General features: G+C 70.0%; 23 protein-coding genes and 1 pseudogene. 13 read left to right on the plus strand and 11 right to left on the minus strand.

What is annotated here, in order from left to right; genetic code table 11:
- The first annotated feature begins 33 nt into the window (after positions 1-33).
- Positions 34-786: a DUF1521 domain-containing protein gene (locus tag EGK76_RS02000; RefSeq protein ID WP_199730833.1), complete on the plus strand. Its 753-nt coding sequence runs from the start codon at positions 34-36 to the stop codon at positions 784-786.
- Between the two features lie 303 nt (positions 787-1,089).
- Here EGK76_RS02000 and EGK76_RS02005 read toward each other — a convergent pair whose 3' ends face one another.
- Positions 1,090-2,472, minus strand: coding sequence for an L-serine ammonia-lyase (locus EGK76_RS02005; RefSeq protein WP_096299584.1), 1,383 nt, complete (start codon positions 2,470-2,472; stop codon positions 1,090-1,092).
- Positions 2,473-2,520: 48 nt separating this feature from the next.
- Between EGK76_RS02005 and EGK76_RS02010 the strand changes: the two genes are divergently transcribed.
- On the plus strand, positions 2,521-2,796 hold the full coding sequence (locus tag EGK76_RS02010; RefSeq protein ID WP_123831476.1) for a glutaredoxin family protein: 276 nt from the start codon (positions 2,521-2,523) through the stop codon (positions 2,794-2,796).
- Here EGK76_RS02010 and EGK76_RS02015 read toward each other — a convergent pair.
- Genes EGK76_RS02015 through EGK76_RS02025 form a run of 3 tightly spaced genes read right to left on the minus strand, consistent with a single transcriptional unit; the run spans position 2,762 to position 4,597 of the window.
- Positions 2,762-3,319 (minus strand): YceI family protein, encoded by a 558-nt coding sequence (locus EGK76_RS02015; protein ID WP_123831478.1) that lies wholly within the window; start codon positions 3,317-3,319, stop codon positions 2,762-2,764. The genes EGK76_RS02010 and EGK76_RS02015 overlap by 35 nt on opposite strands.
- A gap of 4 nt (positions 3,320-3,323) precedes the next feature.
- The gene (locus EGK76_RS02020; protein WP_123831479.1) at positions 3,324-3,908 is read right to left on the minus strand and encodes a cytochrome b; all 585 of its coding nucleotides are present in this window, start codon (positions 3,906-3,908) and stop codon (positions 3,324-3,326) included.
- Entirely contained in the window at positions 3,905-4,597 is a 693-nt protein-coding gene (locus tag EGK76_RS02025) for a YceI family protein (protein ID WP_123831481.1), read from the minus strand. The genes EGK76_RS02020 and EGK76_RS02025 overlap by 4 nt, the downstream gene beginning before the upstream one ends.
- Positions 4,598-4,754: 157 nt before the next feature.
- Here EGK76_RS02025 and EGK76_RS02030 point away from each other — a divergent pair, with 157 nt between their 5' ends.
- From EGK76_RS02030 to EGK76_RS02060, 6 genes are all read left to right on the plus strand, one after another.
- Positions 4,755-8,333, plus strand: coding sequence for an ATP-binding protein (locus EGK76_RS02030; protein ID WP_123831483.1), 3,579 nt, complete (start codon positions 4,755-4,757; stop codon positions 8,331-8,333).
- 122 nt (positions 8,334-8,455) lie between these two features.
- Complete coding sequence (locus tag EGK76_RS02035) at positions 8,456-9,457, plus strand: ligase-associated DNA damage response exonuclease (RefSeq protein ID WP_123831485.1); 1,002 nt, start codon at positions 8,456-8,458, stop codon at positions 9,455-9,457.
- Positions 9,458-10,190: 733 nt separating this feature from the next.
- Positions 10,191-11,888 (plus strand): cisplatin damage response ATP-dependent DNA ligase, encoded by a 1,698-nt coding sequence (locus tag EGK76_RS02045; protein ID WP_123831488.1) that lies wholly within the window; start codon positions 10,191-10,193, stop codon positions 11,886-11,888.
- 184 nt (positions 11,889-12,072) lie between these two features.
- Positions 12,073-14,727, plus strand: coding sequence for a ligase-associated DNA damage response DEXH box helicase (locus tag EGK76_RS02050; protein WP_123831489.1), 2,655 nt, complete (start codon positions 12,073-12,075; stop codon positions 14,725-14,727).
- Positions 14,720-15,397 carry a ligase-associated DNA damage response endonuclease PdeM gene (pdeM, locus tag EGK76_RS02055; RefSeq protein WP_096299567.1) on the plus strand — a complete coding sequence of 226 codons (678 nt, stop codon included), beginning with the start codon at positions 14,720-14,722 and terminating at the stop codon, positions 15,395-15,397. The genes EGK76_RS02050 and pdeM overlap by 8 nt, the downstream gene beginning before the upstream one ends.
- A gap of 56 nt (positions 15,398-15,453) precedes the next feature.
- Positions 15,454-16,023 carry a cyclic nucleotide-binding domain-containing protein gene (locus EGK76_RS02060; protein WP_123831491.1) on the plus strand — a complete coding sequence of 190 codons (570 nt, stop codon included), beginning with the start codon at positions 15,454-15,456 and terminating at the stop codon, positions 16,021-16,023.
- On the opposite strand, the gene hemE is transcribed toward EGK76_RS02060, so the two are convergent.
- The 5 genes from hemE to EGK76_RS02085 form a co-directional block, all read right to left on the minus strand.
- The gene (hemE, locus tag EGK76_RS02065) at positions 16,008-17,084 is read right to left on the minus strand and encodes a uroporphyrinogen decarboxylase (protein ID WP_123831493.1); all 1,077 of its coding nucleotides are present in this window, start codon (positions 17,082-17,084) and stop codon (positions 16,008-16,010) included. The genes EGK76_RS02060 and hemE overlap by 16 nt on opposite strands.
- Before the next feature lie 46 nt (positions 17,085-17,130).
- The gene (locus EGK76_RS02070; protein WP_096299564.1) at positions 17,131-17,385 is read right to left on the minus strand and encodes a WGR domain-containing protein; all 255 of its coding nucleotides are present in this window, start codon (positions 17,383-17,385) and stop codon (positions 17,131-17,133) included.
- A gap of 26 nt (positions 17,386-17,411) precedes the next feature.
- Positions 17,412-18,506, minus strand: coding sequence for a 3-dehydroquinate synthase (gene aroB, locus EGK76_RS02075; protein WP_123831494.1), 1,095 nt, complete (start codon positions 18,504-18,506; stop codon positions 17,412-17,414).
- A 46-nt stretch (positions 18,507-18,552) separates the two neighbouring features.
- Positions 18,553-19,149 carry a shikimate kinase gene (locus tag EGK76_RS02080; protein WP_123831495.1) on the minus strand — a complete coding sequence of 199 codons (597 nt, stop codon included), beginning with the start codon at positions 19,147-19,149 and terminating at the stop codon, positions 18,553-18,555.
- 171 nt (positions 19,150-19,320) lie between these two features.
- Positions 19,321-20,133, minus strand: a complete 813-nt coding sequence (locus EGK76_RS02085) for a kinase (protein WP_233580132.1) — start codon at positions 20,131-20,133, stop codon at positions 19,321-19,323.
- A 15-nt stretch (positions 20,134-20,148) separates the two neighbouring features.
- Here EGK76_RS02085 and EGK76_RS02090 point away from each other — a divergent pair.
- A pseudogene (locus tag EGK76_RS02090) lies at positions 20,149-20,608 on the plus strand (DUF502 domain-containing protein); the annotation flags it as partial.
- An 11-nt stretch (positions 20,609-20,619) separates the two neighbouring features.
- Here EGK76_RS02090 and EGK76_RS02095 read toward each other — a convergent pair.
- Complete coding sequence (locus EGK76_RS02095) at positions 20,620-21,366, minus strand: LytTR family DNA-binding domain-containing protein (RefSeq protein ID WP_123831496.1); 747 nt, start codon at positions 21,364-21,366, stop codon at positions 20,620-20,622.
- A 10-nt stretch (positions 21,367-21,376) separates the two neighbouring features.
- A complete protein-coding gene (locus tag EGK76_RS02100) occupies positions 21,377-22,450 on the minus strand; it encodes a histidine kinase (protein ID WP_123831497.1) in 1,074 nt (357 codons plus the stop codon).
- Between the two features lie 146 nt (positions 22,451-22,596).
- Between EGK76_RS02100 and EGK76_RS02105 the strand changes: the two genes are divergently transcribed.
- From EGK76_RS02105 to EGK76_RS02120, 4 genes are all read left to right on the plus strand, one after another.
- Positions 22,597-23,538 (plus strand): PD40 domain-containing protein, encoded by a 942-nt coding sequence (locus EGK76_RS02105; RefSeq protein ID WP_158613430.1) that lies wholly within the window; start codon positions 22,597-22,599, stop codon positions 23,536-23,538.
- 295 nt (positions 23,539-23,833) lie between these two features.
- The gene (gene pdxH / locus EGK76_RS02110; RefSeq protein WP_123831499.1) at positions 23,834-24,442 is read left to right on the plus strand and encodes a pyridoxamine 5'-phosphate oxidase; all 609 of its coding nucleotides are present in this window, start codon (positions 23,834-23,836) and stop codon (positions 24,440-24,442) included.
- Complete coding sequence (locus EGK76_RS02115; RefSeq protein WP_123831500.1) at positions 24,439-25,248, plus strand: cobalamin-binding protein; 810 nt, start codon at positions 24,439-24,441, stop codon at positions 25,246-25,248. Before pdxH ends, EGK76_RS02115 begins: the two co-directional genes overlap by 4 nt.
- Positions 25,249-25,337: 89 nt before the next feature.
- Positions 25,338-25,955 (plus strand): NAD(P)-dependent oxidoreductase, encoded by a 618-nt coding sequence (locus EGK76_RS02120; protein ID WP_123831501.1) that lies wholly within the window; start codon positions 25,338-25,340, stop codon positions 25,953-25,955.
- The last annotated feature ends 112 nt before the right edge of the window (positions 25,956-26,067 follow it).

Genomic DNA, 26,067 nt, shown 5'->3' on the forward strand with positions numbered 1-26,067 from the left:
TGGCGTCATCCCGTCGCATACCAGGGGCATCCCGTGACCGACACCTTGAGCGTTTCCGTCTCCCTCAGCGTCAATGGCCAGTTGCCGGCTGCGCCCGGTTCCGCGAGCACCCGGCGCACTGGCGACGGTCGCGTGCAGTTCGAGAACGACAACTACCGGATCACCGCCGGCGACAACGACGAGGTGATCGTCTTCAACAAGGGCACGGGCGAGAACTACCGCATCTGGGGCGACCCGCATGTCGAGATCGACGGCAAGCATGCCTTCGATTTCTGGGGCCAGACCACGTTCCAGCTCGACGACGGCACCAAGGTGACAATCGAAACCACGCCCTGGGCCAAGGGCGGCAACGGCGCCACCGTGGCATCGGTGGTGACGATCACCGATGGCGACTATGGCGTGCAGATCAGCGGCGTGGACAGCAATGCCCGCGGCGACCTCTCGTTCCAGGAATTCGCTGGCGGCGGCCGGGTGCTCGACATGGCGGTGCGCGACGGCAACGTGCTGCTGGAAAACGAGAACGGCAGCGGCTTCATTGCCGTCGATCGCAATGGCAACATCCAGAATGTCGACCAGGCCTTCATTCACGCCACCGACGAGCTGAAGAACGGCGGGCCGGATTTCCTGGCCCATTTCGCCGAGATCTTCAGCTTCTTCACCGGCCTGATGTCGATCGGTTTCAGTGGCGGCCTCTCGCTGGGCAGCGACAATCCCCACCGCGACCCCGAACCCGTCGCCACTCCGGTGCCCTGGCAGTTCAGTCTGACGCTGTCGATCAGCGACTGAGCGCAGCTTCCGCTGCGCCCTGGTGGTGATCGGCGCACTGGTGGTGTTCGAGCTGTTCCTGCTGCGCGGATATCTGCCCGGGCGCGATCACGCGATGAAGAAACAAGGCCCCCCGAGAGAGCGGAGCAGCGCCATGGCGCCAGCATCCGCGGGGGCTGGCGACGCTCGATATCGCGGCGCGGGCGCTGCGCCAGCCCCTGGGCGTGAACAAGGGGCCGCCGGGATCACGCCACGCCGATGATCACCAGGGCCTCGACGCGCCAGCCGACCATCGGGAGCGGCGGCTCGCCCGGCGTCACCGTCTCAGCATTCGATCACGTTGACGGCGAGGCCGCCGCGTGAGGTTTCCTTGTACTTGTCGCGCATGTCGCGGCCGGTGTCGCGCATGGTCCTGATGACCTTGTCGAGGCTGACCTTGTGCTTTCCGTCGCCGCGGAAGGCCATGCGCGAGGCGTTGATGGCCTTGACCGCGCCCATCGCATTGCGTTCGATGCAGGGGATCTGCACCAGGCCGCCGATCGGATCGCAGGTCAGGCCGAGGTTGTGTTCCATGCCGATCTCCGCCGCGTTCTCGATCTGGCCCGGCGTGCCGCCGAGCGCTGCGGTCAGGCCCGCGGCAGCCATCGAGCAGGCCACGCCCACCTCTCCCTGGCAGCCGACCTCGGCGCCGGAGATCGAGGCGTTTTCCTTGTAGAGGATGCCGACGGCGGCCGCGGTCAGCAGGAAATCGAAGATGCCCTGCTCGGTGGAGTTGGGGCAGAAGCGGTCGTAGTAGTGAAGCACCGCAGGCAGGATGCCGGCTGCGCCATTGGTCGGCGCGGTGACCACGCGCCCGCCGGCGGCGTTCTCTTCGTTGACGGCGAGGGCATAGAGGTTCACCCAGTCGAGCACGGTCAGCGGATCGCGCATGCCGGCCTCGGGCTTTGACGATAGTTCCGCGTGCAGCGCAGGCGCCCGGCGCGTCACGTGCAGGCCGCCGGGGAGGGTGCCGGTCTGGCGGATCCCACGCGCCACGCAGGACTGCATCGCGGTCCACAGCTCGCGCAGGCCTTCGCGGATCTCGTCCTCGCTGCGCCAGACTTTCTCGTTCTCCAGCATCAGCGTGGCGATGCTCAGGCCGGTGGCATTGGCGCGCGCGATCAGTTCGTCGCCGCTCGCGAACGGGTGCGGTACATCGGTGGTGTCGGCGACGATGCGGTCCTCGGCCGCCTCGTCCTCGTTGACCACGAAGCCGCCGCCGACCGAGTAGTAGTCGCGCGTGGCGATCACGCTGCCATCGGCGGCGTAGGCGGTGAAGCGCATGCCGTTGGTATGGAACGGCAGCTTCTGGCGCTTGTTCATCACCAGGTCCGACTTCTCGTCGAAGCCGATCTCATGGCTGCCGCCCAGGCGGATACGCTTCTCGCCTCGGATGCGCGCCAGCGCGTCGGGGATGATGTCGGGATCGATCCGGTTGGGCATGTGGCCTTCCAGGCCCATCATCACGGCCTTGTCGGTGCCGTGGCCGCGCCCGGTCAGCGCCAGCGAGCCGAACACTTCGGCGCGGATCCGCGTGACGTCGTGCAACCGTCCCGGCGCCTCGAGCCAGCGCCGCACGAAGCGCGCGCCGGCGCGCATGGGCCCGACGGTGTGGGAGGAACTCGGCCCGATGCCGATCTTGTAGAGGTCGAACGTGCTGACTGCCATGCCGTTATTCTACGGACCGCATCCCGCCCAGCGCTGACGCGCCGCCGCATGAATGCACCGAGCCTGATCCTCTACCAGCGTGACGACTGCCATCTGTGCGACCTGGCGCTGGAGGTGCTGGCGGCCGCCGGCACGCCGGATTTCGAGAGCGCCTTCATCGACGAGGACGCGGCACTCGAGGCCCGCTACGGCGCCCGTGTTCCGGTGCTGCACGACGCCGCGAGCGGCCTCGAACTCGACTGGCCCTTCGACGCGGCCACCGCCCGCCGGTGGCTGGGCACGCGGCGGACTAGTTCGCCGGCTGCAGGTGAAGGCGGGTGCTGACCGCGATCTCGTCGGGAATCATCGCGGTGTCGGCCCATTCGCCGCCACCGACCCCGAAGTCCAGCCGCGGCACGGTGGCCCGTCCCGACAGCAGGGGGCGCGAGCCCGGCGTCCAGGTGAAGGTCAGGGTGACCGGCTTGCGCACGCCGCGCAGCTCCAGCGTGCCGTCGGCCGCATAACGGCCATTGCCCAGATCGCGGAAACCACTCGCCGTATAGGTCGCATTGGCGAACTTCGAGACATCGAAGAACGCGCTGCCGCGCATTTCGCCGTCGTAGTCGGGGTTCTGCGTCGTCGCGGTCGCCAGCGGAATCGTGACCGCGAGCTTGCCGGCGCCGAGATCGGCGGGATCGAAGCGCAGCGTCGTGCGGAAGTCGGGGAAGGTGCCCGAGAACGTCTCGCCCTGGTATTTGCCGGCGAACGCCAGCGACGAGCCGGGGGCCTGCACGTAGTCGGCTGCGAGCGCGGGCAGGGTGACCGCGGCGGAGAGAGCAACAGGGATGAGTATCCGGAACATGCGCATGGGGTCAGTCCTGGGAAAGAGGAGGCGGTACGGCGCGACGTCGCCAGGCGCGCGGCAACATGCGCCCGAGTGTGTCGTCACGGAGGACCAGGTGGTGGTACACGGCGGCAGACGCGTGCAGCAGCGCAACGACGACCAGTGACCAGAACAGCCACTCGTGCAGGTCGCGGGCGAGCTGGCGCAGCTCGACATCGCGCGCGACCAGCGCGGGCAGGTTGAACAGCTTGAACCACTGCAGCGGGTAGCCCGCGGCCGAGTTGAAGGTCCAGCCGCTGAGTGGAACCGCGAACAGCAACCCGTAGAGCAGCCAGTGGGTGAAAGTGGCGAAGCGGCCTTGCCAGCGCGGCGTAGCCGGTGCCGGCAGCGGCGCCCCGGCGTGCATGCGCCATGCGAGGCGCAGCGCCGCCAGGGCGAGGATGGTCAGCCCCAGGGATTTGTGCAGTGCGTAGATCTCGATCTTGGACGGACCGTTGCGCATGTCGCCCATCACCAGGCCCAAGGTACCGGTCGCCAGGATCAGCGCCACCACCAGCCAATGCAGCGACTGGCTGACGGGGCCCCAGCGCTCGTCGGTGTTGCGCAGGGTCACGGGGTCGCGGCCGCCGGCGTTGCGTCCCGCGCCGGTGGGCTGGCACCTTCGGGTGGAACGTTCTCCGGCACGCCGTCCTCGGGCGCCTCGACGTCGCTACCGCCCCCGCGGCTGCGGGTGGCCTCGACCTCCAACCGCAGCTCGACCGCATCGCCGATCATCGAACGCCATGCATCGATGCCGAAGTCTGCGCGCGACAGCGCCGCGGTCGCCGAGAAGCCGACGGTGCGGCGGAATGGCGGCAGCGGATGGCGCTTGCGCCCGTTGAGTACCACCTGTAGCGCGACCGGACGGGTTTCGCCACGCAGGGTGAGGTCGCCATGCACGATCGCGCGCTGATCATCGATCGGTTCGACGCGGGTGGAAACGAAGGTCGCGACCGGATAGCGCTCGGCGTCTAGCAGGTTCCGCGCGAGCGTGGCCTGGTTCCACTCGGCGTCGCCGAGGTCGACCCGGCCCATTGGAATCGAGGCTTCGACGCGAGACAGGGTCCAGTCGTCGGGATCGAACACGAGGGTGCCTGTGGTGCCCGACACCGTGCCGATGGCCTTGGAGAATCCGGCATGGTCGACCGCGAACTGCACGCGGGTGTGGACGGGATCGAACGCGTACTGCGCCGGCGCTGCCGCCGCGCTCACCGCAGCCGGCAGCAGAACACATCCGAGAATGAACCGGTGCACCAATCCCATCACAGCACTCCGGTCGACAAGGCGGTTGCGCCAATTTTAGGCACGTTCCAGCCGAACGTGCCTGGGACTGGGCCATCAGTCGTCGCTTGCATCCGTAGCGCAGCGTTGCGAGCATCGTCGACAGGGAGGCGCGGCCAGCGCCAGCGTTGGGGACGCAATGCGCTTTGCATGGATTGCCTTGATCGGGCTGTGGTGGTGCGTGTGCGCGAGCCCGGCGTACGCGCGTCCGGACGCGCCGACGACCTTCAGCCTGCCGCAACCACGTCAGCTCAGCGTGATCGACGGCCTGCCTTCCAATCGCGTCAATGCGCTGGCCGAAGACCGACAGGGCTACCTGTGGATCGCCACCCGTGACGGCCTTGCCCGCTACGACGGCGTGGGCTTCCGCGTATGGCGGACCGAGGATGGCCTGCGCGACAACTTCGTATGGGCCGTGCATGTCGATGCGCAGGATCGTGTCTGGGCGGGTACGCGTCTTGGCGGCCTCTCGATGCTGGATGCCGATCGCCAGAGCTTTACCCACTACCGGCATGACACCCATGCCGAGATTGGAACCGACGACATCTGGGCGATCAGTTCGACCGCCGACGGCGCGATCTGGTTCGGGATGAGCGAGACCGGTCTCTACAGACTGGCGCCCGATGGGAGCCTGCGCCGCTTCGTCGCCGACGCTACCGATCCCGGCAGCCTGCCGTCCAATGCGGTCGGCTATCTCGCGTCCGATTCCGCCGGCATGTTGTGGGTGGGCACCAAGCACGGCGTGGCCCGCTGGATTGATGGCCGCTTCCAGCGGTTGGAGATGCCAGCTGGCCTCAGTGGCGCCCTGGTCGAAGGCCTGGTCTTCGATGCACAGGAGAATCTCTGGATCGGCGTCCATGGGCGCGGACTGGTCCGACGTGCGGACGGCGTCACCGAGGCCATACCGCTGCGGGATCCGGTCCTGGGCATGCCCCCGCTGCACATGCTCGTCCAGGACCGGCACGGCGTGCGGTGGTTCGACACGCGCAGCGGACTGGCGCGGGAAGTGGATGGACGGCTCGTGGACGTCCCGCTGTTCAGCGTCGCAAGCCGCGGCGTGGTGCGTCCTGCGTGGGCATCGGCCCTGGAGGATCGCGAGGGTGGCCTGTGGTTCGCGAGCGGCAATGCGGGTCTGTGGTACCTGCCGGCGAACTGGCGCAATTTCACGGTCCTGCAGCGCCGGATCTCCGATCCGACGACCGTGGCGAACGCTTTCGTCGAGAGCGTTTCGCCCGCCGCCGGGGGCGGGCTCTGGCTGGTCGGCGACGGCGGGGTGCTCGATCACCTCGATCCCGCTACGGGCGCGATCACCCACCGTCTGCTCCAGGTGTGTGGTGACCAGATCAACCGCTCGGTGCACGAGACGAGCACGGGCCACGTCTGGGTCGGATGCAACTTCACCCTCGCGCGCTTCGACCCGCGCACGCGCGAAGTGAAGCGCTGGGAGCTGAGTGAGCAAGCGGCGTCGGAAGCCCATGAGATCGGCACGATCGTCGAGCAGGCCGATGGCACGCTGTGGTTCATGAGCGCGACGATGATCGAGCGGCGCACCCCGGATGGTCGCCTGCTCGAGGCCGTCCGTCCCGGTGACGGCAGAGGCGTGCCGTCGGGGGTGGCGTTCCGGCAGAGCATATTGGGTCCGGACGGCGTGGTCTGGCTTGCAACGACCGGCGGCGTCTACAGGTGGAACGCCAGTGACCGACGGTTCTCGCTCGTTCCCGGAAGTCCCCAGCAGCTCGTCAGTGCCATCACCGTGCATGGCAATGACTCGGTCTGGATCGCAGGTGCGGGAACGCTGGACGAGCTGCGGTGGAATGGGGCTGCGCTCGAGTATCGACGTGCGTTCGGTCGCGCGTCGGGGTTGCCGCAGGTCGCGCCCGGCGGGATGCGGGTCGACGACAGTGGCGCGGTGTGGATGACCACTTCCCGCGGTCTTGTGCGCTTCCAGCCGTCCAGCTCGCGCATCCGCGTCTACGGCGTGCGCGATGGCTTGCCGAGCCAGGAGTTCTCGGACCGCGAAATCGGCAGGTCGCCGGACGGACATTTCGCCATCGGCACCGCCGAGGGCCTGCTGTTGTTCCATCCCGACCAAGTGCAGCAGCGGGCCAGGACACCGCCGCTGGTGCTCGAGACCCTGGAGCTGCGCCGCGGCGAGGAGACGATCGAGCTGCCCACCGGCGAGCCGATCGAATTGCGTGATGGCGACCGGGACCTGCACGTGGTGGCCCGCCTGCTTTCGTTCACCGACTCGCATGTCCACCAGTACCGGTTCCGTCTGGAGGGCTACGAGTCCGAATGGGTCAGCGCGGACGCGGCAGCCGAGCGGGTGTTCCCCGGGCTGGAGCCGGGCCACTACACCCTGCATATCCAAGCGCGTACCGAGGACGGTGACTGGACCTCGCTGGATCCCATCGAGATCCGGCAGGCGCCGCCGTGGTGGCTGACCCGCTGGGCCCTGGCGGCAATGGTGGTCCTGGCCCTGCTGCTGCTCGCGGTGGCCGCGGCCGCGTATCGCCAGCGGCTGCGCCGGACGGCGAGCTGGCATGTGGCCGAGCACAAGCGCGAACTGGCCGAACGTGCGTCGGAAGCGAAAAGCCGTTTCCTCGCGACGCTCGGCCACGAGGTACGCACGCCGATGACGGGCGTGCTGGGCATGAGCGAGCTGTTGCTCGATACCGAGCTCGACCCCCGCCAGCGCGGCTACGCCGAATCGATCCGCCGTGCGGGCAACCATCTGATGCGGCTGGTCAACGACGCACTGGACCTGGCGCGTATCGAGGCCGGTCGTCTCGATCTCGACCCCCAGCCTTTCGAACTGCCCCGGTTGATCCAGGAGCTCGCGCAGCACTGCGAACCGCTGGTCCGGCAGAAGTCCTTGCGCTACGACACCGTGATCGACGATGCGGCGCCGGCCTGGGTGTACGGCGATGTCGGCCGGGTGCGCCAGATCCTGCTGAATCTGCTCGGCAACGCGACCAAGTTCACCGAGCGCGGCTCTGTGGGCCTGCATGTGGGCGTCGATGCCGACGGTGCGCTGGTGTTCGAGGTCAGCGACACCGGCCCCGGACTCAGTACCGAGCAGCGCCGCCGGCTGTTCCGCCGCTTCGAGCAGGCAGAGGGCGCGCGCACGGCCTCGCGCTATGGCGGCAGCGGGCTGGGGCTGGCGATCAGCCAGGAGCTCTCCATCGCCATGGGCGGACATATCTCGGTCGACAGCAAGCCGGGAACGGGCACGTGCTTCCGTGTGGTCCTGCCACTGCCGGCGGTGACCGACCCGCCACCGTCGAGTGCCGGCGAAGTCCACGAACGCATCACGTCCGCGATCGGCCTGGAGATCCTGCTGGTGGAGGACGACCAGACCGTGGCCGATGTCATCGCGGGCCTGCTGCAGTCGCAGGGACACGCGGTGGTCCACGTGATGCATGGCCTGGCGGCGCTTTCGGAGATCGCCACGCGGAGCTTCGATCTGGCCCTGATCGATCTCGACCTGCCCGGTGTCGATGGCCTGACCCTCGCCGGCATGATGCGCGCCCACGGCTTCGTGCATCCGATGGTCGCGGTGACCGCGCGTGCGGACGCCGACGCCGAAGTGCGCGCGCGCGCAGCCGGGTTCGACGGCTTCCTGCGCAAACCGTTGACCGGCGAAATGCTGGCAGACACGCTGGCCTCGAGCTGGCGGCCGGTCTATGCGGAAGACGACCCCGAAGCGGGCCTGTAAGTCAGGGGCGGGGGGCGGCGGCTGAATCTCCGCGGTCCATCGTCGTGGGCGTCTCGATCGCCGCGACGCCGCGGAGGCAGGCTTGGCGCGTCGTGCACAAGCCCGCCACCAGACTGCGTCGAATGCCCGTCGCCTCACAAGACCTGATCCAGCTCCGCCCGGAGGGGCTGTACTGCCCCGCCGGCGATTTCCATATCGATCCCTGGCGCCCCGTGCCACGGGCGGTGATCACGCACGGCCATGGCGACCACGCGCGGCCGGGCATGGGCGCCTACCACACTACGCGCATCGGCCTGCCGATCCTCGAATGGCGGCTGGGCGAGCAGATCTACGTGTCGCACGAGTACGGCGTTCCGTTCCGGATGGGCGACGCGACGGTGTCGCTGCATCCCGCGGGGCATGTGCTGGGCTCGGCGCAGGTGCGGGTCGAGGTCGAAGGCGAGGTCTGGGTCGCCTCGGGCGACTACAAGCGCCAGCACGACCCGACCTGCGATCCCTTCGAGGTCGTGCGCTGCGACACCTTCATCACCGAGGCTACGTTCGGGCTGCCGATCTATCGCTGGCCCGACACCCCGGCGGTGGCGCGCGACATCGTCGCCTGGCGCGACCACTGCGCCGAACGCGGCGAGGCGGCGATCCTCTACTGTTATGCCCTCGGCAAGGCCCAGCGCGTGCTCGCCGAACTCGCCGCCCATACCGATACGCCGGTGCTGCTGCACGGCGCGGTCGCCACCGGCGTGGAGGTCTATCGCCGCGCCGGCATCGCGATGGTGGAGACCATCCCGGTGGTGGAGACCGACCGGTCGGCCGACTACGCAGGCCAGCTGGTGCTGGCGCCGCCTTCGGCCGCGGGCAGCCCGTGGATCCGTCGTTTCCGCCGTGCCCAGCAGGGCTTCGCGTCCGGCTGGATGCGGCTGCGCGGCAATCGTCGGCGTCGCAATTACGACCGCGGTTTCGTCGTCTCCGACCACGCCGACTGGCCCGACCTGATGCGCACCGTGCGCGAGACGGGTGCGTCGCGGGTCATCGCGACCCACGGCAACACCGACGCGATCATTCGCGCGCTGTGCGAGGACGGAATTGCGGCCGAGGCGTTCCGGACGGATTTCGGAGGTGAGGAATGAGGGCTGGCAGCCTGGCTTCGGCTTCGGCTTCGGCTTCGGCTTCGGCTTCTGATTGTGCTTTGGCCGTTGCTTTGCTCGTGCTTCTTCCGAGCCGTAAAGCGACCCGAGCATCGCAGGGTGGCAGGGCCGTAGAGGCGCCCATGTCCGAGCGCAGCGAGTTCGGGCTGCGGCACCGTGAAGCTGCCGATGTGCCCTCGCTGGCCGGGCGCAGGGACCCGACGCGGCTCCGTCGCGACGGATCGCGTTCGGCGAAAGGACTTTCTGGCTCCTTTTCGGTCCTTCAAAAAGGAACGCGCACGCGTAGCGGCCGAAAGCTCTGCACCGGTTCTGCTCTGCTTTCTCCGCGCCAAGGACGGCTTGTTTTTTGCAAGGCTGGTGAACATCAAACCCGGAGCTTCCACGGGCTCCGCGCGCGGCTTACTTTTGTCTTGTCAAAAGTAAGCAGAACCGTTTTCGCCGGACGCGATCCGGCCGGGCTGCGCCCGTCCGGTCCCCTGCGCGCCTCGCCTGACGCGGCACGGCGCCCAGACTCGCTGCGCTCGGACATGGGCGCCTCTACGGCCGCGTCAGGCTGCGGTGCTCGGCTCGCTCTACGGCTCGGGACGTCGATAGCAAGAGCAACAGCAGAAGCGAGCCCAGCAGAAAGAGCGCGGGCGCGCGTGGAAGCGGCAGCGCACATCGCGCGCGCGGCCGTCGGGGCGACCGATGTCCGCGCCAATCGGAGCGCGAGCGCATGAAGCGCTTCGCCCAGCTCTATCGCGAACTCGACCAGAGCACCGCCACGCTCGACAAGCGCGCTGCCCTGATCCGCTATTTCGAGGAGGCCCCCCCGCGCGACGCTGCATGGGCCTTGTATCTGCTGTCGGGCGGCAAGGTCGCCAGTGCGCGGCAGAAGATCGCCAACACCCGGGAACTGCGCGAGTGGATCGCCGTCGAGTCGAATACCCCGGACTGGCTGGTGGACGACAGTTACGACCAGGTCGGTGACCTGGCTGAGACCCTGGCGCTGCTGCTCGACGATCCGGTCGAGGCGGCGCCGGATATCGCGCTGGCCGACTGGATCGAGCAGCGCCTGCTGCCGATCGCCAACAAGCATGTCGACATGCGCCGCGGCGTGGTTGTCGAGGCCTGGCGCAGCCTGCGGTTCGACGAGCGCCTGTTGTTCAACAAGCTGTTGACCGGCGCGTTGCGGGTCGGCGTGTCGCAACGGCTCGTGCAGCAGGCGCTGGCCGAGCTGACCGGTATCGACATCGCGCGCCTGGCGCAACGCATGCTCGGCAGCTGGTCGCCGACGCCGGAATTCCTGCGGGATCTGCTCACCGTCGACGAACTGCCCGGCGATCGCCAGCAGCCCTATCCGTTCTTTCTCGCCTCGCCGCTGGAATCGGCGCTGCGCGTGGAAGCCGGCCTGACCGAAGAGCTGCCTGCGGCGGATGAGCCGGCCCCCGCCGCCGTCGCGCTCGCCAACGATCCCGGTGCCGTCGCCCGAGCGCTCGGACCGATCGACGACTGGCTGCTGGAGTGGAAGTGGGACGGTATCCGCCTGCAGCTGCTGCGCCGCGATGGCGAAGTGGCCCTGTGGTCGCGCGGCGAGGAGCGGCTGGATGGGCGGTTCCCGGAGATCGAGGCCGCGGCCGCCACGCTGCCTGATGGCACGGTGCTCGACGGCGAGCTGCTGGCCTGGCGCGCGGACGACGCCATGCCGCTGCCGTTCACTGCGCTGCAGACCCGCATCCAGCGGCTCAAGCCGGGGCCGAAGACGCTGGCCGACACGCCGGTGCGGGTGCAGGTCTACGATCTGCTGGAACTGGCCGGCGAGGACTGGCGCGATCGACCGCAGCACGAACGCCGCGCCGCATTGGAGGCGTTGATCGCCGCGCACGGCGACCCGCGCATCGTGGTCTCGCCGCGCGTCGAGGCTGCCACCTGGGCCGATGCCGCGCGCTTGCGCGAAGACGCCCGCGATCTGGGCGTCGAAGGCTTGATGCTCAAGCGTGCGCAAGCGCCCTACCAGGCCGGGCGAAGACGGGGCGACTGGTGGAAATGGAAGATCGATCCGCTGACCATCGATGCGGTGTTGCTCTACGCCCAGGCCGGGCACGGCCGGCGCAGCACGCTCTACACCGACTACACCTTCGGCCTGTGGGACGGGGACGCACTGGTGCCGGTGGCAAAGGCCTATTCGGGTCTGGACGACCGCGAGATCCTCGCGCTCGACAAGTGGATTCGCGCGCATACGCTCGAACGCTTCGGCCCGGTGCGTTCGGTCCGCGCCCATCACGTCTTCGAACTCGGGTTCGAGGCGGTCAATGTCTCGAAGCGGCACAAGTCCGGCATCGCGGTGCGCTTCCCGCGGATCCTGCGCTGGCGCCACGACAAGCCGATGGCCGAAGCCGACCGGCTCGAGACCTTGAAGGCGCTGGCGCGGTGATCCGGGCGGGCTTTGCGTCGGTGCGCCTGGCCTGCGCGGCGTTGTCCCTGCTTCCGGATGACGCCCAGTACGGCCAGGCCGGTGCGCGTCGGTCGCGGACGATCCAGGGAACTGCGCGCGCAGCGCATGCGGGCGCGCCAGCCCCGCGAACGCGGCGCTCCGCAGTCGAACGCGGGCGCCTACGATGAAGGCGTCCACCAGGAAGCGCCTGCGCGGGCCCGATGCTCCGCTGCGCGCCTGGTTCGACGCGCAGGGCTGGACGCCGGCGCCATTCCAGCGCGAGGTCTGGCGCCGCTATCTCGCTGGCGAATCCGGACTGCTGCAGACGCCGACGGGGAGCGGAAAGACCCTGGCCGCGCTGGGCGGCCCGTTGCTGGAGGCGCTGGCAATCCAGGCAGCAGGCGCGCGCAAGGCGTCGAAAGCGCGGGTGGGGTCGAAGGGCGATGCCGCGGCGGCCACTTCGCCTGCAGCCACCACCAAGCGCGCGGCCACACGACTGGCAGCACCATCCGTGTCGAGCGCGGACGAGCTTTCATCGGAAGGGCGGGTCAGGCCGCCCGATGCACGCCCGCTTACCCGGCGGACGCGCGCCCGCGCCATGCCACGCGATCTTTCGCTGCTGTGGATCACGCCGCTGCGCGCGCTGGCCAGCGATACGCTGCGCGCGATGCGCACGCCGATAGAAGCGCTCGGCCTCGACTGGCAGATCGGCATGCGTACCGGTGATGCGAGTGCACGCGACAAGCGGCTCGCCCGCGAAGGCAAGCTCGATGCGCTGATCACCACGCCCGAATCGCTGTCGCTGCTGCTGTCGTATCCCGATGCCGGACCAAGGTTGTCGACACTGCGCTGCGTGATCGTCGACGAGTGGCACGAGCTGCTCGGCAACAAGCGCGGCGTACTGCTTCAGCTGGCGCTGGCCAGGCTGCGCAGGCTCAATCCGCAGCTCCGTATCTGGGGCGTCTCGGCGACGCTCGGCAATCTCGATGAAGCGCGCGATGCGTTGCTGCCGCATCTGCCCACCGCGCCCACCGTTGCCGGCGTGGCGCCGAAGGTGCTGACCATCGACACGCTGCTGCCGGCCGAGGACGAGCGCTTCCCGTGGGCCGGCCATCTCGGCCTCGCGCAGTTGCCGCGCGTGCTGGAGCGGCTGATGAGCCAGCGCACCAGTCTGCTGTTCGCCAACACGCGCTCGCAGGCCGAGCTGTGGCACCGGGCGCTGTCGGCGGTGTGGCCGGAAGCGCCGGAGACGCTGGCCCTGCACCACGGTTCGCTGGACCCGAAGTTGCGCGCCGCGGCCGAGCAGGGGCTGCGTGATGGCAGCGTGCGCTGCGTGGTCGCGACCTCCAGCCTCGATCTCGGCGTCGATTTTCCCGCCGTCGACCAGGTGCTGCAGATCGGCAGTCCCAAGGGTGTCGCGCGTCTGCTGCAACGCGCCGGCCGCGCCAAGCATCGGCCGGGCGAGGCGGGTCACGTGGTCTGCGTGCCGACCCATGCGCTCGAACTGGTCGAATATGCCGCGGCGCGCGAAGCCGTGGCCCAGGGCAGCATCGAATCGCGGCCGGCGCCACGGCTCAGCCTCGACGTGCTCGCCCAGCACTGCGTCACGCTGGCGCTCGGCGGCGGCTTCGACGGCGAGGCGCTGCTGGACGAGGTGCGCGGCACCCAGGCCTTCCGCGCGCTTGATGATGTCGCCTGGCGCGCCGTGCTGGACTTCATCGTCCAGGGCGGACAGGCGCTGTCGCATTACCCGGATTTCCATCGGGTCGAGCGCGACGAAGCCGGGACCTATCGCGTGACCGATCGCCGCGTGGCGCTGCGGCATCGGCTGTCGATCGGCACCATCACCAGCGACGGCGCGGTGCGGGTGCGGCTGCTGCGCGGCGGCGGGCTCGGCGCGGTCGAGGAGAGCTTCATCGGACGGATGCGCGCCGGCGACAGGTTCCAGTTCGCCGGCCGCACCCTCGAGCTGGTGCGCCTGGAAGACATGACCGCCTACGTGCGCATCGCCAAGGCCGGCACGGGTACCGTGCCGAAGTGGAACGGCGGCCGGATGCCGCTGTCGAGCACCCTGGCGCACGAGGTCGAGCGCGTGTTCGACGGCACGCACCACTCGCCCGAGCTCCGCGCGATCAGGCGCCTGCTCGATCTGCAGCGACACCTCTCGGCATTGCCGGCGCCGGAACGGCTGCTGGTCGAATGGGTGCACGCACGCGGCGCGCGGCATCTGTTCGTGTTTCCCTTCGCCGGCCGCCATGTGCACGAAGGCCTGGCGGCCCTGCTGTCGCTGCGCTGGGGCAGGCGCACGCCCAACAGTTTCACCTTCGCGGTCAACGATTACGGCCTGGTGCTGTCGCCTGCGAAGGCGGTGGAGCTCGCAGCGGAGGACGTGGCTGCGCTGCTGTCGCCGGAGCACCTGCTCGAAGACCTGCGCGAGAGCCTCAACCTCGCGGAACTCGCCCGGCGCCAGTTCCGCGATATCGCCCGCGTGGCCGGCCTGCTGCCACCGTCGCTGCCGGGACGCGCGCCGCGCTCGATGCGGCAGCTGCAGGCCTCCAGTGGGCTGATCTTCGACGTGCTGCGCCAGCACGACCCGGGCCACATGCTGCTGGCGCTGGCCGAGCGCGAGGTGTTCGCCGCCCAGCTCGAGGTCGTGCGCCTGCGCGAGACGCTCGAAGACTGCAGCCGCCGCCAGCTCGACCTGCATCCGCTGAAGACGTTCACCCCGCTGTCGTTTCCGCTGTGGGCGGAGTCGATGCGCGGCCAGCTCAGCACCGAGGACTGGCGTACCCGCGTGCAGCGCGCCGCGGCGCAACTCGAGAAGCGCAACCGTGGTTGAGGCGTCCGCGCCCGGCAGTCTCGCCATCGCCCTGGCCGGCGAAACGGTGGTGCTGCTGCCCGGGCGTGCATTGTGGTGGCCGCGGATGTCGCTGCTGGCGATCGCCGATCTGCATCTGGGCAAGGGCGATCACTTCCGCCGCGCCGGCATCGCGCTGCCGAGTGGCGGCACCGCCCACGATCTGAAGCAGCTCGGTCGCCTGCTCGATACGACGCGCGCGGCGCGCCTGCTCGTGCTCGGCGATCTGCTGCATGCGGCCGTGACCGACGCGCCATGGCGCGAGGCGTGGATCCACTGGCGTCGCGGCCGCGCCACGCTGTCGGTTGAACTCGTCAGCGGCAATCACGATCGGGCGCTGCACGCGCAGCCGGCGCTCGCGCAGGTGCTCGGCATCCACGTGCACGGCCCCGCGCTGCAGTTCGATCCGTTCGTGTTCGTCCACGATCCGGCGGATGCCGCGTCGCTGCCCGGCTATCGGCTCGGCGGCCATGTGCATCCCGTGGTTCGCCTGCCGGGCGTGCCCCCGCTGCCGGCGTTCCGCTTCGATGAGGTCTCGGGCGTGTTGCCTGCGTTCACTGCATTTGCCGGGGGCTGGCGCGTCGATCCGGAGGCCGGAGCGCGGCTGTTCGCCTGCGCGCCGGACGCGGTGATCGCCGTTTCCGGCGGCTGATCGGGGCCGGCTACCGCGAGTGAGGCGGCCTCGGCCACAGTGCAGGCAGGGAACCCGTGCCCGAGCTCGATCTCGACCAGCCGTCCTTCGATCTCCTCGACGCATCCGGGCGTGCCCGTCTGCAGGCGAGCGTCGACCTCTGCGTCCACGCTGCGGGCAGCACGCTGATCGCAGCGGGTCAGGCCTCGCCGCATGTGTTCCTCAACCTCAAGGGGCTGGTGCACGCGTGTGCGGCCGATGTGGACGGCGTCGATCAGCGTTTCGCCGATTACGGGCCCGGTGACGTCTTTGGCGCCTGCGCGGTCATGGCCGGTCGCGCGCGACTGCACGACCGCAGCGCCCGCGACACTATGTACTTCCTGATCCCGGCCGACGTGTTCCGCGCGCTGATTGCCGACAACCCGCGTTTCGCGGCAAACCGAGGTCTATGCGGCGCACGCCGTGCACGCCCGGACGTGCCGCGCGATCTCCATTTCGCCCATATCGCAGGATCGCCGGGTGTTCCGGTCCTCGATCGACACACTGCACTCGACGCCACCACCACCGCGGCGCTGTGCTGGCTGGCACTGCGCGGGGCCAGCGGCTGCCGCGCAGTGGCGTTGCGGCCGACTCAGCGCGCGCTGTAGGCGTGCACTTCGTCGACCAGCACCCCGACGTGGTCGGGGTTCATGTCCGGCGACATGCCGTGACCGAGGTTGAAGATGTGGCCGTCGCGCGAGCCGCCGTTGCCATCGCGGTAGCTGTCGAGCGCGTGGCGGACCTGTGCGCGGATCGCATCGGGCGAACCGTAGAGCGTGGTCGGATCGAGGTTGCCCTGCAGCGCGACGCGGCCCTGCGTGCGGCGTGCGGCGTCGCCGAGTTCGATCAGCCAGTCGCAGCCCAGGCCTTCGGCCCCCGAACGCGAGAGTTCATCGAGATACGCGGCATTGCCCTTGCCGAACAGGATCAACGGCGTGCGCTCAGCGCCGTCGCCACGCTGCAGTTCCTGCGCGATGCGGGTCAGGTACGGCAGCGAGAATTCGCGGTACATCGCCGGCGACAGCACGCCGCCCCAGGTGTCGAACACCTGCAACGCCTGCGCGCCCGCGGCGCGTTGCGCGGCGAGGTAGGCGATCACCGCATCGGTATTGACCGACAAAAGTGCATGCAGCGCCTTGGGATCGTTGAGCGCCATCGCCTTGATGCGGGCGAAATCCTTGCTGCCGCCGCCTTCGACCATGTAGCAGGCCAGCGTCCACGGGCTGCCGGAAAACCCGATCAGCGGCACGCGTCCGCCGAGTTCGCGGCGGATCACCCGCACCGCGTCCATGACGTAACGCAGCTCGGTCTCCATGTCCGGCACGCCGAGCCTGGCGATGCTTGCGGCGTCGCGCACCGGATTGCGGAACTTCGGGCCTTCGCCTTCGACGAAATACAGCTCCAGACCCATCGCATCGGGGATGGTCAGGATGTCGGAGAACAGGATCGCCGCGTCCAGGTCGAAGCGCGCCAGTGGCTGCAGGGTGACCTCGCAGGCGAGCTCGGGCGTCTTGGCCATCGCCAGGAAGCTGCCGGCGGCCTTGCGCGATGCGCGGTACTCGGGCAGGTAGCGGCCGGCCTGGCGCATCAGCCAGACGGGGGTGCGGTCGACGGGCTCGCGCCGCAGTGCGCGGAGGAAACGATCGTTCTGCAGGACGGCGGAGGACATCGAGGACTGGATTCCCTGGAAAAAGTGGAGGGCGCGCGGCACCGGATCAGGCGGGCGCGTCGCTGCCGCGGGCGAACATCAGCTGGAAGCCGCGCTTGAGCTGGGCATCGCGCGCAGCCTCGAGCGCCTTGATCGCGCTGGGCTGGTCGAGGAACAGGTCGCGCCGCAGCGTGCTGCGGCCGCCGACCTGTCCGCTCTCGCGCAGCAGCGTCCAGCCGCCCAGCAGGTCGGGCTGCAGGCTCAGCTGCACGAACCGCGGGGATTCGGCACCTTGGGGGCGTTGTTGCAGGTACAGGCGCATGTCCGCGATTGTACGGCGTGCGGTGTTCAGCCCGTCTGCAGGACCGAAAGCACTGCCGCTTCGGGCACGTCGCCCAGTACTTCCGCGCGCCCCGCGCCACGCCAGAGGACGAAGCGCAGCCCGCCGGCCACGGCCTTCTTGTCGAGGCGCATGTGGGCGAGCAGGCGCCCGGCGTCGAGGCCGGGCGGCACCTCGACGGGCAACTGCAGGCGCAGCAGCAGGTCGCGCAGGCGCTGCGTGTCGGCGGCAGGGGCCAGGCCCAGCATTGCCGACAGCCGCGCGGCCAGCACCATGCCGATCGCCACCGCTTCGCCATGATTCACGCCGCCGTAGCCCTGCTCGGTCTCGATCGCATGACCGAAGGTGTGACCGAGATTCAGCAGGGCGCGCTCGCCGTGTTCGAAGGGATCGCGCGCGACGATCGCTGCCTTGTGCGCGCAGCTGCGGGCGATGGCCTCGGACAGCGTCGCATCGTCCATCGCCAGCAGTGCATCGGCGTGGGCATCGAGCCAGTCGAGGAAATCCGCATCGCCGAGCGCGCCGTACTTCACCACTTCGGCAAGGCCGGCCCGCAACTCGCGTGCGGGCAGGGAGCGCAGCGCCGCGGTATCGGCGATCACCGCGCGCGGCGGATGGAACGCGCCGACCAGGTTCTTGCCCTGTGGCAGGTCCACCGCGGTCTTGCCGCCAACCGATGAATCCACCATCGCCAGCAGCGTGGTGGGCAGCTGCACGCAGTCGATGCCGCGCATCCAGCAGGCCGCGGCGAAGCCGGCGAGATCGCCGATGACGCCGCCACCGAGTGCGAACAGCGTCGCGTCGCGGCGCATGCGCGCCTCGGCCAGCGCCGTGGTGACCTCGGCGAAGCTGGCCAGCGTCTTCGATGCCTCGCCCGGCGGCAATACATGGCGGTGGATGCGCAGGTCCGGGCGCGCGGCCTGCAGCGCGGCGGCGACGCGGTCGGCGTAGAGGGGCGCCACATGCGCGTCGCTGACGATCATCGCGTCGCGACCGCGCAGCGGCCGGGCCAGCAATGCACCGTCGTCGAGCAGGTCCGGGCCGATGTGGATGGTGTAAGGCGGGTCGCCAGCGACGGCGACTTCTCGGGTGGGGTGGGTCATGGGTGCGGGCAGGATGGAGGCCGCTGGCGCAGGTCGCCAGGCCGGCTCATGGGACGGGGCTGGACGCGGCGCCGGCGGACGCGACGACGGAGGCGTCCGGGTCGGCGGGGTCGGCGGGTGGCTGCCAGTGGGTTTCGATCAGATGGCCAAGCTGCGCCGTGGCTTCGTTGCAGGCGTGCGGCCCGGTATCGAAGCGCAGGTGCGCACACTCTGCATACAGCGGCGCACGCTCGGCTGCGAGCCGGCGCAGGACCTCCACCGGGTTGTCACCCGCGAGCAGCGGACGGGTACGGTCGCGGGCCAGGCGGGTGAGCTGGGTGTCGATATCCGCATGCATGTGCACGACGAATCCGCGGGCGCGGAGCAGGCTGCGGTTGCCGGGATCGAGCACCGCGCCGCCGCCGGTGGCGATCACCTGGCGGGAGCCGACGAGGATGTCGGCCAGCGTTGCGCGCTCGCGTGCGCGGAATCCGGCTTCGCCCTCGCACTCGAAGATCATCGAGATGCGTGCGCCGGTGCGCTGCTCGATCTCCTGGTCGATGTCGACGAACGCCAGGCCGAAGCGCGCGGCGATCCGGCGTCCGATCGACGATTTGCCGGCGCCCATCGGTCCGACGAGCACGAGGTTGGGGGCGGAGTGCATGGCCGCATGCTAGCAGCGGGCCGTGGCTGCCGACGGCTGGAGACGCAGGCCCGGCGTCGAAGCCGTGCGACCTGCCGACCTGGTCACATGGGTGCGGGCCGGAGGAAATATGGCCGCACCAGGCTCGCGTCCCGGAGCCCACGCCCCGGCGCGCCCCTGGCGCGCCCGGCATCACTCCATGGCGAGGATCCGCCGCTGCGCATCGAGCCTGACCACGACATCGGCCGACATCGGCAGGGTCTGCAATGCCCGCCGGCTGACCCGCTCGTAGTGCTGCACGAACCGGGCGATCTGCGCCCGGTCCATGCCGCGGATGCCCGGCGCGGCTTGCTGCAGGGATCGCTCCTGTTGCCAGCGCCATTCCGGCACGACCTCGAAGCCGGGCGGCTGCAGGAAGGCCAGTGTGTCGATGGCCCCCCAGAGGGGCGGATAGTCGCGGGCGAGGGCGGCGTTGCACCAGCGGCGCCACACGCCTTCCGCATCCTCGTCACGCTCGAGGGCATTGAGCGGCGCGGCGAGCGCCGCGTCGTCCTGCGCCGTCGCGCCGAGGCACCAGCCTTCGAAGACCAGCAGGTCGAGCCCATGGACCCGTGGCCAGGCGCCTTCGGGCAGGCGGCGGTCGCCGAGCTTGTCGAAGCGCGGGAGCCGGGTCTGCGCGTGCCCACGCACCGCATCGATGATCGAAAGGCCGAGCGCGACCTCGTGCGTGCCGGGTGGGCCGCGGGTCGCGAGCAGGGGATGGACGTCGCGGGCCAGTGCAAGGCGCGCGCCGCGATCCAGATACAGATCGTCGAGCGACAGGACCGCGGCGCGCAGCCCGCGCGCGGCGGCGGTGCTCACGATCTGGCCGGCGAGCGTGGATTTGCCGGTGCCCTGCAGGCCGCTGATGCCGAACACGCGCGGCGCATCGCCCGGGCGCAGCCTGGCGAGCAGCCGTCCGACGAGGGTCTCGGGCCATGGGCCGGAAGCGGAAGCCGTGGACATGAGGGCACGATACCCACCATGGCCATCGCCGCCACCCTGGTGCTGATCCTGATCCTGATGCTGGGCTGGGCTGGCTGGCACGACACGTGGTCGGCCGGCGCCTGCTGTCCTGGCTGGAGGCGCCGGTGCAGCGCATCCCGCTGGCCAACATCAATTATTCCAGCGTGCAAGCTGCTCGACATCCTGCAGACCAGGCCCGACGTCACCCAGCGCGTGGTGCGGATCGACTTCGCGCGCAGCCGGATGAAGTCGGTGGGTTTCGTCACCCGGGTGGTCCGCGAGCAGGGCACTGGCCGCGAACTGCTGCGGTCCACGTGCCGACACGCCCAAGCCGACGTGCGGACCTGGAGATCGTGCCGGTGGAGAAGATCACGCCCACCGACCGGATCGTGGACCAGGCAATGAGCTCAGCGGCGGCGCGATCGCGCCCGACACCATTCCCTTCGACCCGCCCGCGCGGCTGGCCACGGACTGACCGGCGCGCGCTCAGGCGCGCAGGCCCAGCACCTCGCGCAGCGCGTGGCGGTAGCTGCGGCCGCTGGCCAGGCAGGTGCCATCGCGCAGGCGCAGCCAGTACTGGCCGGCGCCATAGGGCTCCACCTGCTCGATCAGGTCCACCCGCACCGCGCGCGAACGGTGGACGCGGACGAAGCGCGCCGGGTCCAGCCGCGCCACCAGCGCCGAGAGGGGCTCGCGCAGCAGCAGCCTGCGCGCGGGCAGCACCAGCTCCACGTAGTTGCCCTGCGCCACCAGCATGCTGATCTGCTCCACCGGCACCATTCGCACGCGCTCGCCATCAGGCACGGCCAGGCGTTCGGGATAGCGCGCGCCGGCTTGCGCCACCGGCGCGGGCGGATCGAGCCGCCCGCGCCAGGCGCGCACGCGGGCGAGCGCGTCGCGCAGGCGCAGTGGCGACAGCGGCTTGACCAGGTAGTCCACCGCTTCGACCGCGAACGCATCCAGCGCGCGCTCGCCGTAGGCACTGACGAACACCACCAGCGGGCGTTTCGCCGGCAGCAGCTCGATCAGCTGGAAGCCGTCCAGCTGCGGCATCCGGATGTCCAGGAACAACACGTCCGCTGGCCGCGCCGCCAGCCCCTCCAGCGCCTGGTGGCCGTCGCCATAGCAGCCGACCACGTCGACCCCGCCCAGTTCGCCGAGCATGCGCAGCAGCCGCTGCCGCGCCAGCAGCTCGTCGTCGACGATGGCCGCGCGCAGCGCCCGCGTGCTCACGTCGCCGCGCTCACGTCGCCGCGCTCATGGCCGCACGGCAGAGAGGCACGCGGATGCTGGCGGTGGTGCCGCCCTGCCGGTTGCGCTCCAGGCGCAGCCATTCGCCGTCACCATAGAGCTGGCGCAGGCGCGCGCGCAGGTTGGCCAGGCCGCTGCCATGGCGCGCGGTCGCCGCTTCATGGCCGCCGTCGTCGGCGATCGCCAGGTGCAGGCGCTCGCCTTCCAGCCGCGCCTCGACCCGCAGCGTCCCCGGCGACAGGCGCAGGGCCAGGGCATGCACGATCGCGTTCTCCGCCAGCGGCTGCAGCATCAGCGGCGGCACCGGCGCCTCGCCTGCCTCCTCCGCCACGTCCCATTCCACCCGCAGGCGTTCGCCCAGGCGCAGGCTCTCGATGTCCAGGTAGTGGCGCAGCAGCCCCAACTCATCGCGCAGCGGCACCAACGACGCGGACTGGCGCTCCAGGCTGCTGCGCAGCAGTTCGCCCAGCGCCACCAGCATGCGGTCGGCGACCGCGGGGTCCTGGTGCACCACCTCGGCGATGGAGTTGAGCGCGTTGAACATGAAGTGCGGGTTGAGCTGCGAAGCCAGCACCTGCAGGCGCGCCTCCACCAGCGCTGCCTGCAGCTGCTCGGCATGGCGTTCGCGCTGGCGCGCCCGCGCCGCGTACAGCAGCGCATGCGCCGCGCCGACCATCAGCCACAGCAGCAGGAAGTTGTTGGCCAGGCTGGTGAGCAGGACCTCCAGCGGCCGCGGCGGCGCGTGGTACCAGCCCACCCAGGGGTTGAGCACGATCACCGCCAACGCCCGCAGCAGCACCAGCAGCAGGACCATGGCCAGCAGCACCGGCAGCGAGCGCCCCAGCCGGCCGCGCTCGAGCGGATAGCGGCGCACGCTCCACAGCAGCAGCATGCTCAGCGGAATCCACAGCCAGGCCGAGGCCAGCGCCAGGCGCACGGCCTGCGCCGGCGCCATCACCTGGCCGTCGGCAGCCTCCATGCTCAGCCACTGGCTGGCGGTGACGAGCCCGTACAGCGTCCACCAGGCGGACACCGCGAGCAGGGTTGGCCAGGGACGCAGCTGCATAGGAGCGCATGCTGGAACCTCCGGCAGGCGCCTGCAACCGTGTGCGACACGCTCGTCCCGCGATCCGGACGGTTGGTCACAACAACTTTGCGTTGCACCCGGCAGGCGCGTCCACTGGCCTGGTTCCCCTTCTCCTGGAGCCGCCCATGTCGCACCGCATCGCATTGCTGGCCGCCGCCCTCGCCCTCACCTTCGGCCTGCCCACGGGCACCGCGCACGCGCGCGGCACCCAGGCATCGCCCGGTCAATGCCCCGCCACCGAGGTCTTCGCCCCCGGAACCATTTCCCTGCCCGACAGTTGGCAGTGGCGGCTGAGCTTCGACCCCACCCGGACCCGGGCGTTCTGGTCGCACAGCCAGGGCTGGTGGCCGGGCACGCGCGAACGCGCCGAGATCCGCAGCGCCCACCGGCTGCCTGGCGGGCGCTGGTCGACGCCGACCGTCGTGCCGTTCTCGGGCCAGCACGCCGACATGGACCCGTTCGTCGCGCCGCTGGGCACGGCGATGTTCTTCTCCTCGATGCGGCCGGTGGCGGGCGAGGCGCGCGCCGACATGGACCTGTGGATGGTGCGGCGCACGCCTAGGGGTTGGGGCACGCCCGAACACCTGGGGCGCGAGGTCAATGCCGACGGCTACGACGAGCTGTATCCGAGCGTCGATCTGCTCGGCAACCTCTACTTCGCCCGGGTCAAGGCACCGGTCCCCACCGAGGACGTGCAGATCTGGCGCAGCCAGCGTCGACGCGACGGCAGCTACGGCGCGCCGGAATTGCTCGGTCCCGGCGTCAATACGCCGGGGCGCTGGGAGTTCAATCCCGAGATCTCGCCCGACGGGCGGACCCTGCTGTTCGTGCGCCTGGACCGACCGGACGACGGCCTCGACGACCAGGGTCACGGCTGGGGCGATCTGTACGTGAGTCGGATGGTGCGCGGCCAGTTCGGCGAGGCGGTCAACCTCGGGCCTTGCGTCAACACCGCGGCCGACGAGTTCCATCCCACCGTGCTGTGGGAGCGCGGCGAACTGTACTTCGCGCGCGACGCCGGCGCGCCCAGCGATTTCCATCGCACCCGCCTGCAACTGCCGCGCTGATTCCGGGTTGTCGAAGGCCATGGACACGGCCGGCCTTTCTCGGGCCGGCCGTGCTGTTCCAGTCCGGCGATAGCGCGGATCCCATGCGCATCCCGCCGCCGGCCGCCGCTCGCGGCGGCGCTCACGATCTGGCCGGCGAGCGTGGATTTGGCGATGTCCTGCAGGCCGCGGATGCCGAGCACGCGCGGCGCACCGCCCGGGTGCAGCCGGGGGTGCAGTCACGGCCCTGTACCGCGGCCACGCCGTGCTGCGCCGCGGTTCGACATCGCGGCGGGCTGGGGCGATCATCGGGGGCATGAGCACCGCGACCACCACCCAGCTGTCCGAAGCCCTCGACACCTTCGCCGCCCTGTTCGACGAGGCGCTCGTCGCGGGCGAGCCCGATCGCACCGCGATGACCGTCGCGACCGCCGCCCTGGATGGGCGTCCTTCCGCGCGCACCGTGCTGCTCAAGGCCTGGGACGAACGCGGCTTCGTGTTCTACACCCATCTCGACGGGCGCAAGGGCCGCGAGCTGCAGGAGAATCCGCACGCCGCGCTGCTGTTCCACTGGCCGCGCGTGCGTGAGGGCGTGCAGGTGCGGATCGAGGGGCCGGTGGTGATCGTCTCCGACGAAGAGGCCGATGCGTATTTCGCCTCGCGTCCGCGCGGCAGCCAGATCGGCGCGTGGGCGTCGAGACAGTCGGAGGAACTCGAAAGCCGCGAGGTTTTCAACCGGCGGCTGGAGGAAGTGGAGCGTGAGTTCGAAGGTCGCGACGTGCCCAGGCCGCCGCGCTGGTCGGGACTGCGCGTGCGCCCCGATCGCATGGAGTTCTGGTACGGCGCGCAGTACCGCCTGCACGAGCGCTGGCTCTACGATTGCGATCTCGCGGGGGACTGCCGCAAGCGGATGCTGTATCCGTGACAGCCGGCCCGCGCCGCATCGTCTGCCTGACCGAAGAACCCACCGAAGTCCTCTACGCACTCGGCGAACAGCACCGCATCGTCGGCATCAGCGGTTTCACCGTGCGTCCGCCGCAGGCACGCCGGGAAAAGCCCAAGGTCAGCGCCTTCACCAGCGCGAAGATCGACGAGATCCTCAAGCTCGAACCGGATTTCGTTGTCGGTTTCTCCGACATCCAGGCCGATATCGCCGCCGAGCTGGTCCGCCGTGGCGTGGAGGTGTGGATCAGCAACCACCGCAGCGTCGACGGCATCGTCGACTACGTGCGCCGGCTCGGCGCCCTGGTCGGCGTGGGTCCGCGCGCCGACGCCTATGCCGACACCCTGCGCCGCGGTCTGGACGCGATCGAAGCGCAAGCCGCGAAGCTGCCGTATCGGCCACGTGTCTACTTCGAGGAATGGGACGAGCCGATCATCACCGGCATCCGCTGGGTCGCCGAGCTGATCCGTATCGCCGGCGGTGACGATGTGTTTCCCGAGCTCTCCGCCCAGTCATTGGCCAGGGCGCGGATCCTCGCCACTGGCGATCCGGTGATCGAGCGTTCGCCCGACATCATCCTGGGCTCCTGGTGCGGCAAGAAGTTCCGCCCCGAACGCGTCGCCGCGCGCCCGGGATGGGACTCGATTCCGGCCGTCCGCGACGGCGAGCTGCACGAAATCAAGTCCCCGCTGATCCTGCAGCCCGGGCCTGCCGCGCTGACCGATGGCGTGGCCGCGATCGCGTCCATCATCCGCAACTGGGCGCAGAGCTCGCGCCGCGCCGCGTAGCGCCGGCCGCAACGGTGGGTTGCACCGGCGGCCATTCGCGGTCGCAGCTTCGCGCCTAGCATGGACGTCCCCACATCGCGGAGCTTCCCATGCAACGCATCGCCCTGATCGGTATCACCGGACGCGCGGGCTCGCGTATCGCCAGCGAACTGCTCGCGCGTGGTCATCGCGTCACCGGCATCGCCCGCAACACCGCCGACACGCCTGCCGAGGCCGGCCTGAGCCTGCATTCGGCCGACGCCTCGCGCGCTGATGCCCTTGTGCCCTTGCTGCAGGGACACGACGTCGTCGTGAGCGCCGCCCGGTTCGATGGCGGACCGACCGCCGAGGTGTTGCTCGAGGCCGTGCGCCGCGCCGGCGTACCGCGCCTGCTCGTCGTCGGCGGCGCCGGCAGCCTGGAGGTCGCGCCTGGCGTCGCGCTGATCGATACGCCCGAGTTCCCGCCGGCCTACAAGGCCGAAGCCGCGGCAGGCCGTGTGTTTCTCGACGCGCTGCGCCGCGCTGACGACATCGACTGGACCTTCGTTTCGCCGGCTGCCAGTTTCGAACCCGGCGCGCGCACCGGTGCGTTCCGCCTCGGTGGGGATGCACTGCTGGTCGACGCTGCAGGCAACAGCGCGATCTCGATGGAGGACTACGCGATCGCCTTTGCCGACGAGATCGAACGTCCCGCGCATCTGCGCGAGCGTTTCAGCGTCGCCTACTGACGGCAGCAGCAGGGCGCGGCGCAAGCCGTGGCGGGTGGTGCGGCGGACGCCGGCTTTCCGCGCCACGCCGGATCGGCGCTACTGCTGCGGCTGTTGTCCGTGGCGGTTGGTT

Origin of the sequence: Luteimonas sp. 100069, assembly GCF_003813845.1 — a bacterium.
Lineage (GTDB): Bacteria > Pseudomonadota > Gammaproteobacteria > Xanthomonadales > Xanthomonadaceae > Luteimonas > Luteimonas chenhongjianii.

Excerpts from the sequence above, each read along its gene's own strand:
- EGK76_RS02105 (WP_158613430.1), top strand. The coding sequence starts at position 22,597 with ATGTCGCACCGCATCGCATTGCTGGCCGCCGCCCTCGCCCTCACCTTC.
- EGK76_RS02080 (WP_123831495.1), bottom strand. The coding sequence starts at position 19,149 with ATGCACTCCGCCCCCAACCTCGTGCTCGTCGGACCGATGGGCGCCGGC.
- EGK76_RS02035 (WP_123831485.1), top strand. The coding sequence starts at position 8,456 with ATGCCCGTCGCCTCACAAGACCTGATCCAGCTCCGCCCGGAGGGGCTG.
- EGK76_RS02005 (WP_096299584.1), bottom strand. The coding sequence starts at position 2,472 with ATGGCAGTCAGCACGTTCGACCTCTACAAGATCGGCATCGGGCCGAGT.
- EGK76_RS02100 (WP_123831497.1), bottom strand. The coding sequence starts at position 22,450 with ATGCAGCTGCGTCCCTGGCCAACCCTGCTCGCGGTGTCCGCCTGGTGG.
- EGK76_RS02045 (WP_123831488.1), top strand. The coding sequence starts at position 10,191 with ATGAAGCGCTTCGCCCAGCTCTATCGCGAACTCGACCAGAGCACCGCC.
- EGK76_RS02010 (WP_123831476.1), top strand. The coding sequence starts at position 2,521 with ATGAATGCACCGAGCCTGATCCTCTACCAGCGTGACGACTGCCATCTG.
- EGK76_RS02015 (WP_123831478.1), bottom strand. The coding sequence starts at position 3,319 with ATGCGCATGTTCCGGATACTCATCCCTGTTGCTCTCTCCGCCGCGGTC.
- EGK76_RS02050 (WP_123831489.1), top strand. The coding sequence starts at position 12,073 with ATGAAGGCGTCCACCAGGAAGCGCCTGCGCGGGCCCGATGCTCCGCTG.
- pdxH (WP_123831499.1), top strand. The coding sequence starts at position 23,834 with ATGAGCACCGCGACCACCACCCAGCTGTCCGAAGCCCTCGACACCTTC.
- EGK76_RS02085 (WP_233580132.1), bottom strand. The coding sequence starts at position 20,133 with ATGTCCACGGCTTCCGCTTCCGGCCCATGGCCCGAGACCCTCGTCGGA.
- EGK76_RS02070 (WP_096299564.1), bottom strand. The coding sequence starts at position 17,385 with ATGCGCCTGTACCTGCAACAACGCCCCCAAGGTGCCGAATCCCCGCGG.
- hemE (WP_123831493.1), bottom strand. The coding sequence starts at position 17,084 with ATGTCCTCCGCCGTCCTGCAGAACGATCGTTTCCTCCGCGCACTGCGG.
- EGK76_RS02120 (WP_123831501.1), top strand. The coding sequence starts at position 25,338 with ATGCAACGCATCGCCCTGATCGGTATCACCGGACGCGCGGGCTCGCGT.
- EGK76_RS02030 (WP_123831483.1), top strand. The coding sequence starts at position 4,755 with ATGCGCTTTGCATGGATTGCCTTGATCGGGCTGTGGTGGTGCGTGTGC.
- aroB (WP_123831494.1), bottom strand. The coding sequence starts at position 18,506 with ATGACCCACCCCACCCGAGAAGTCGCCGTCGCTGGCGACCCGCCTTAC.
- EGK76_RS02025 (WP_123831481.1), bottom strand. The coding sequence starts at position 4,597 with ATGGGATTGGTGCACCGGTTCATTCTCGGATGTGTTCTGCTGCCGGCT.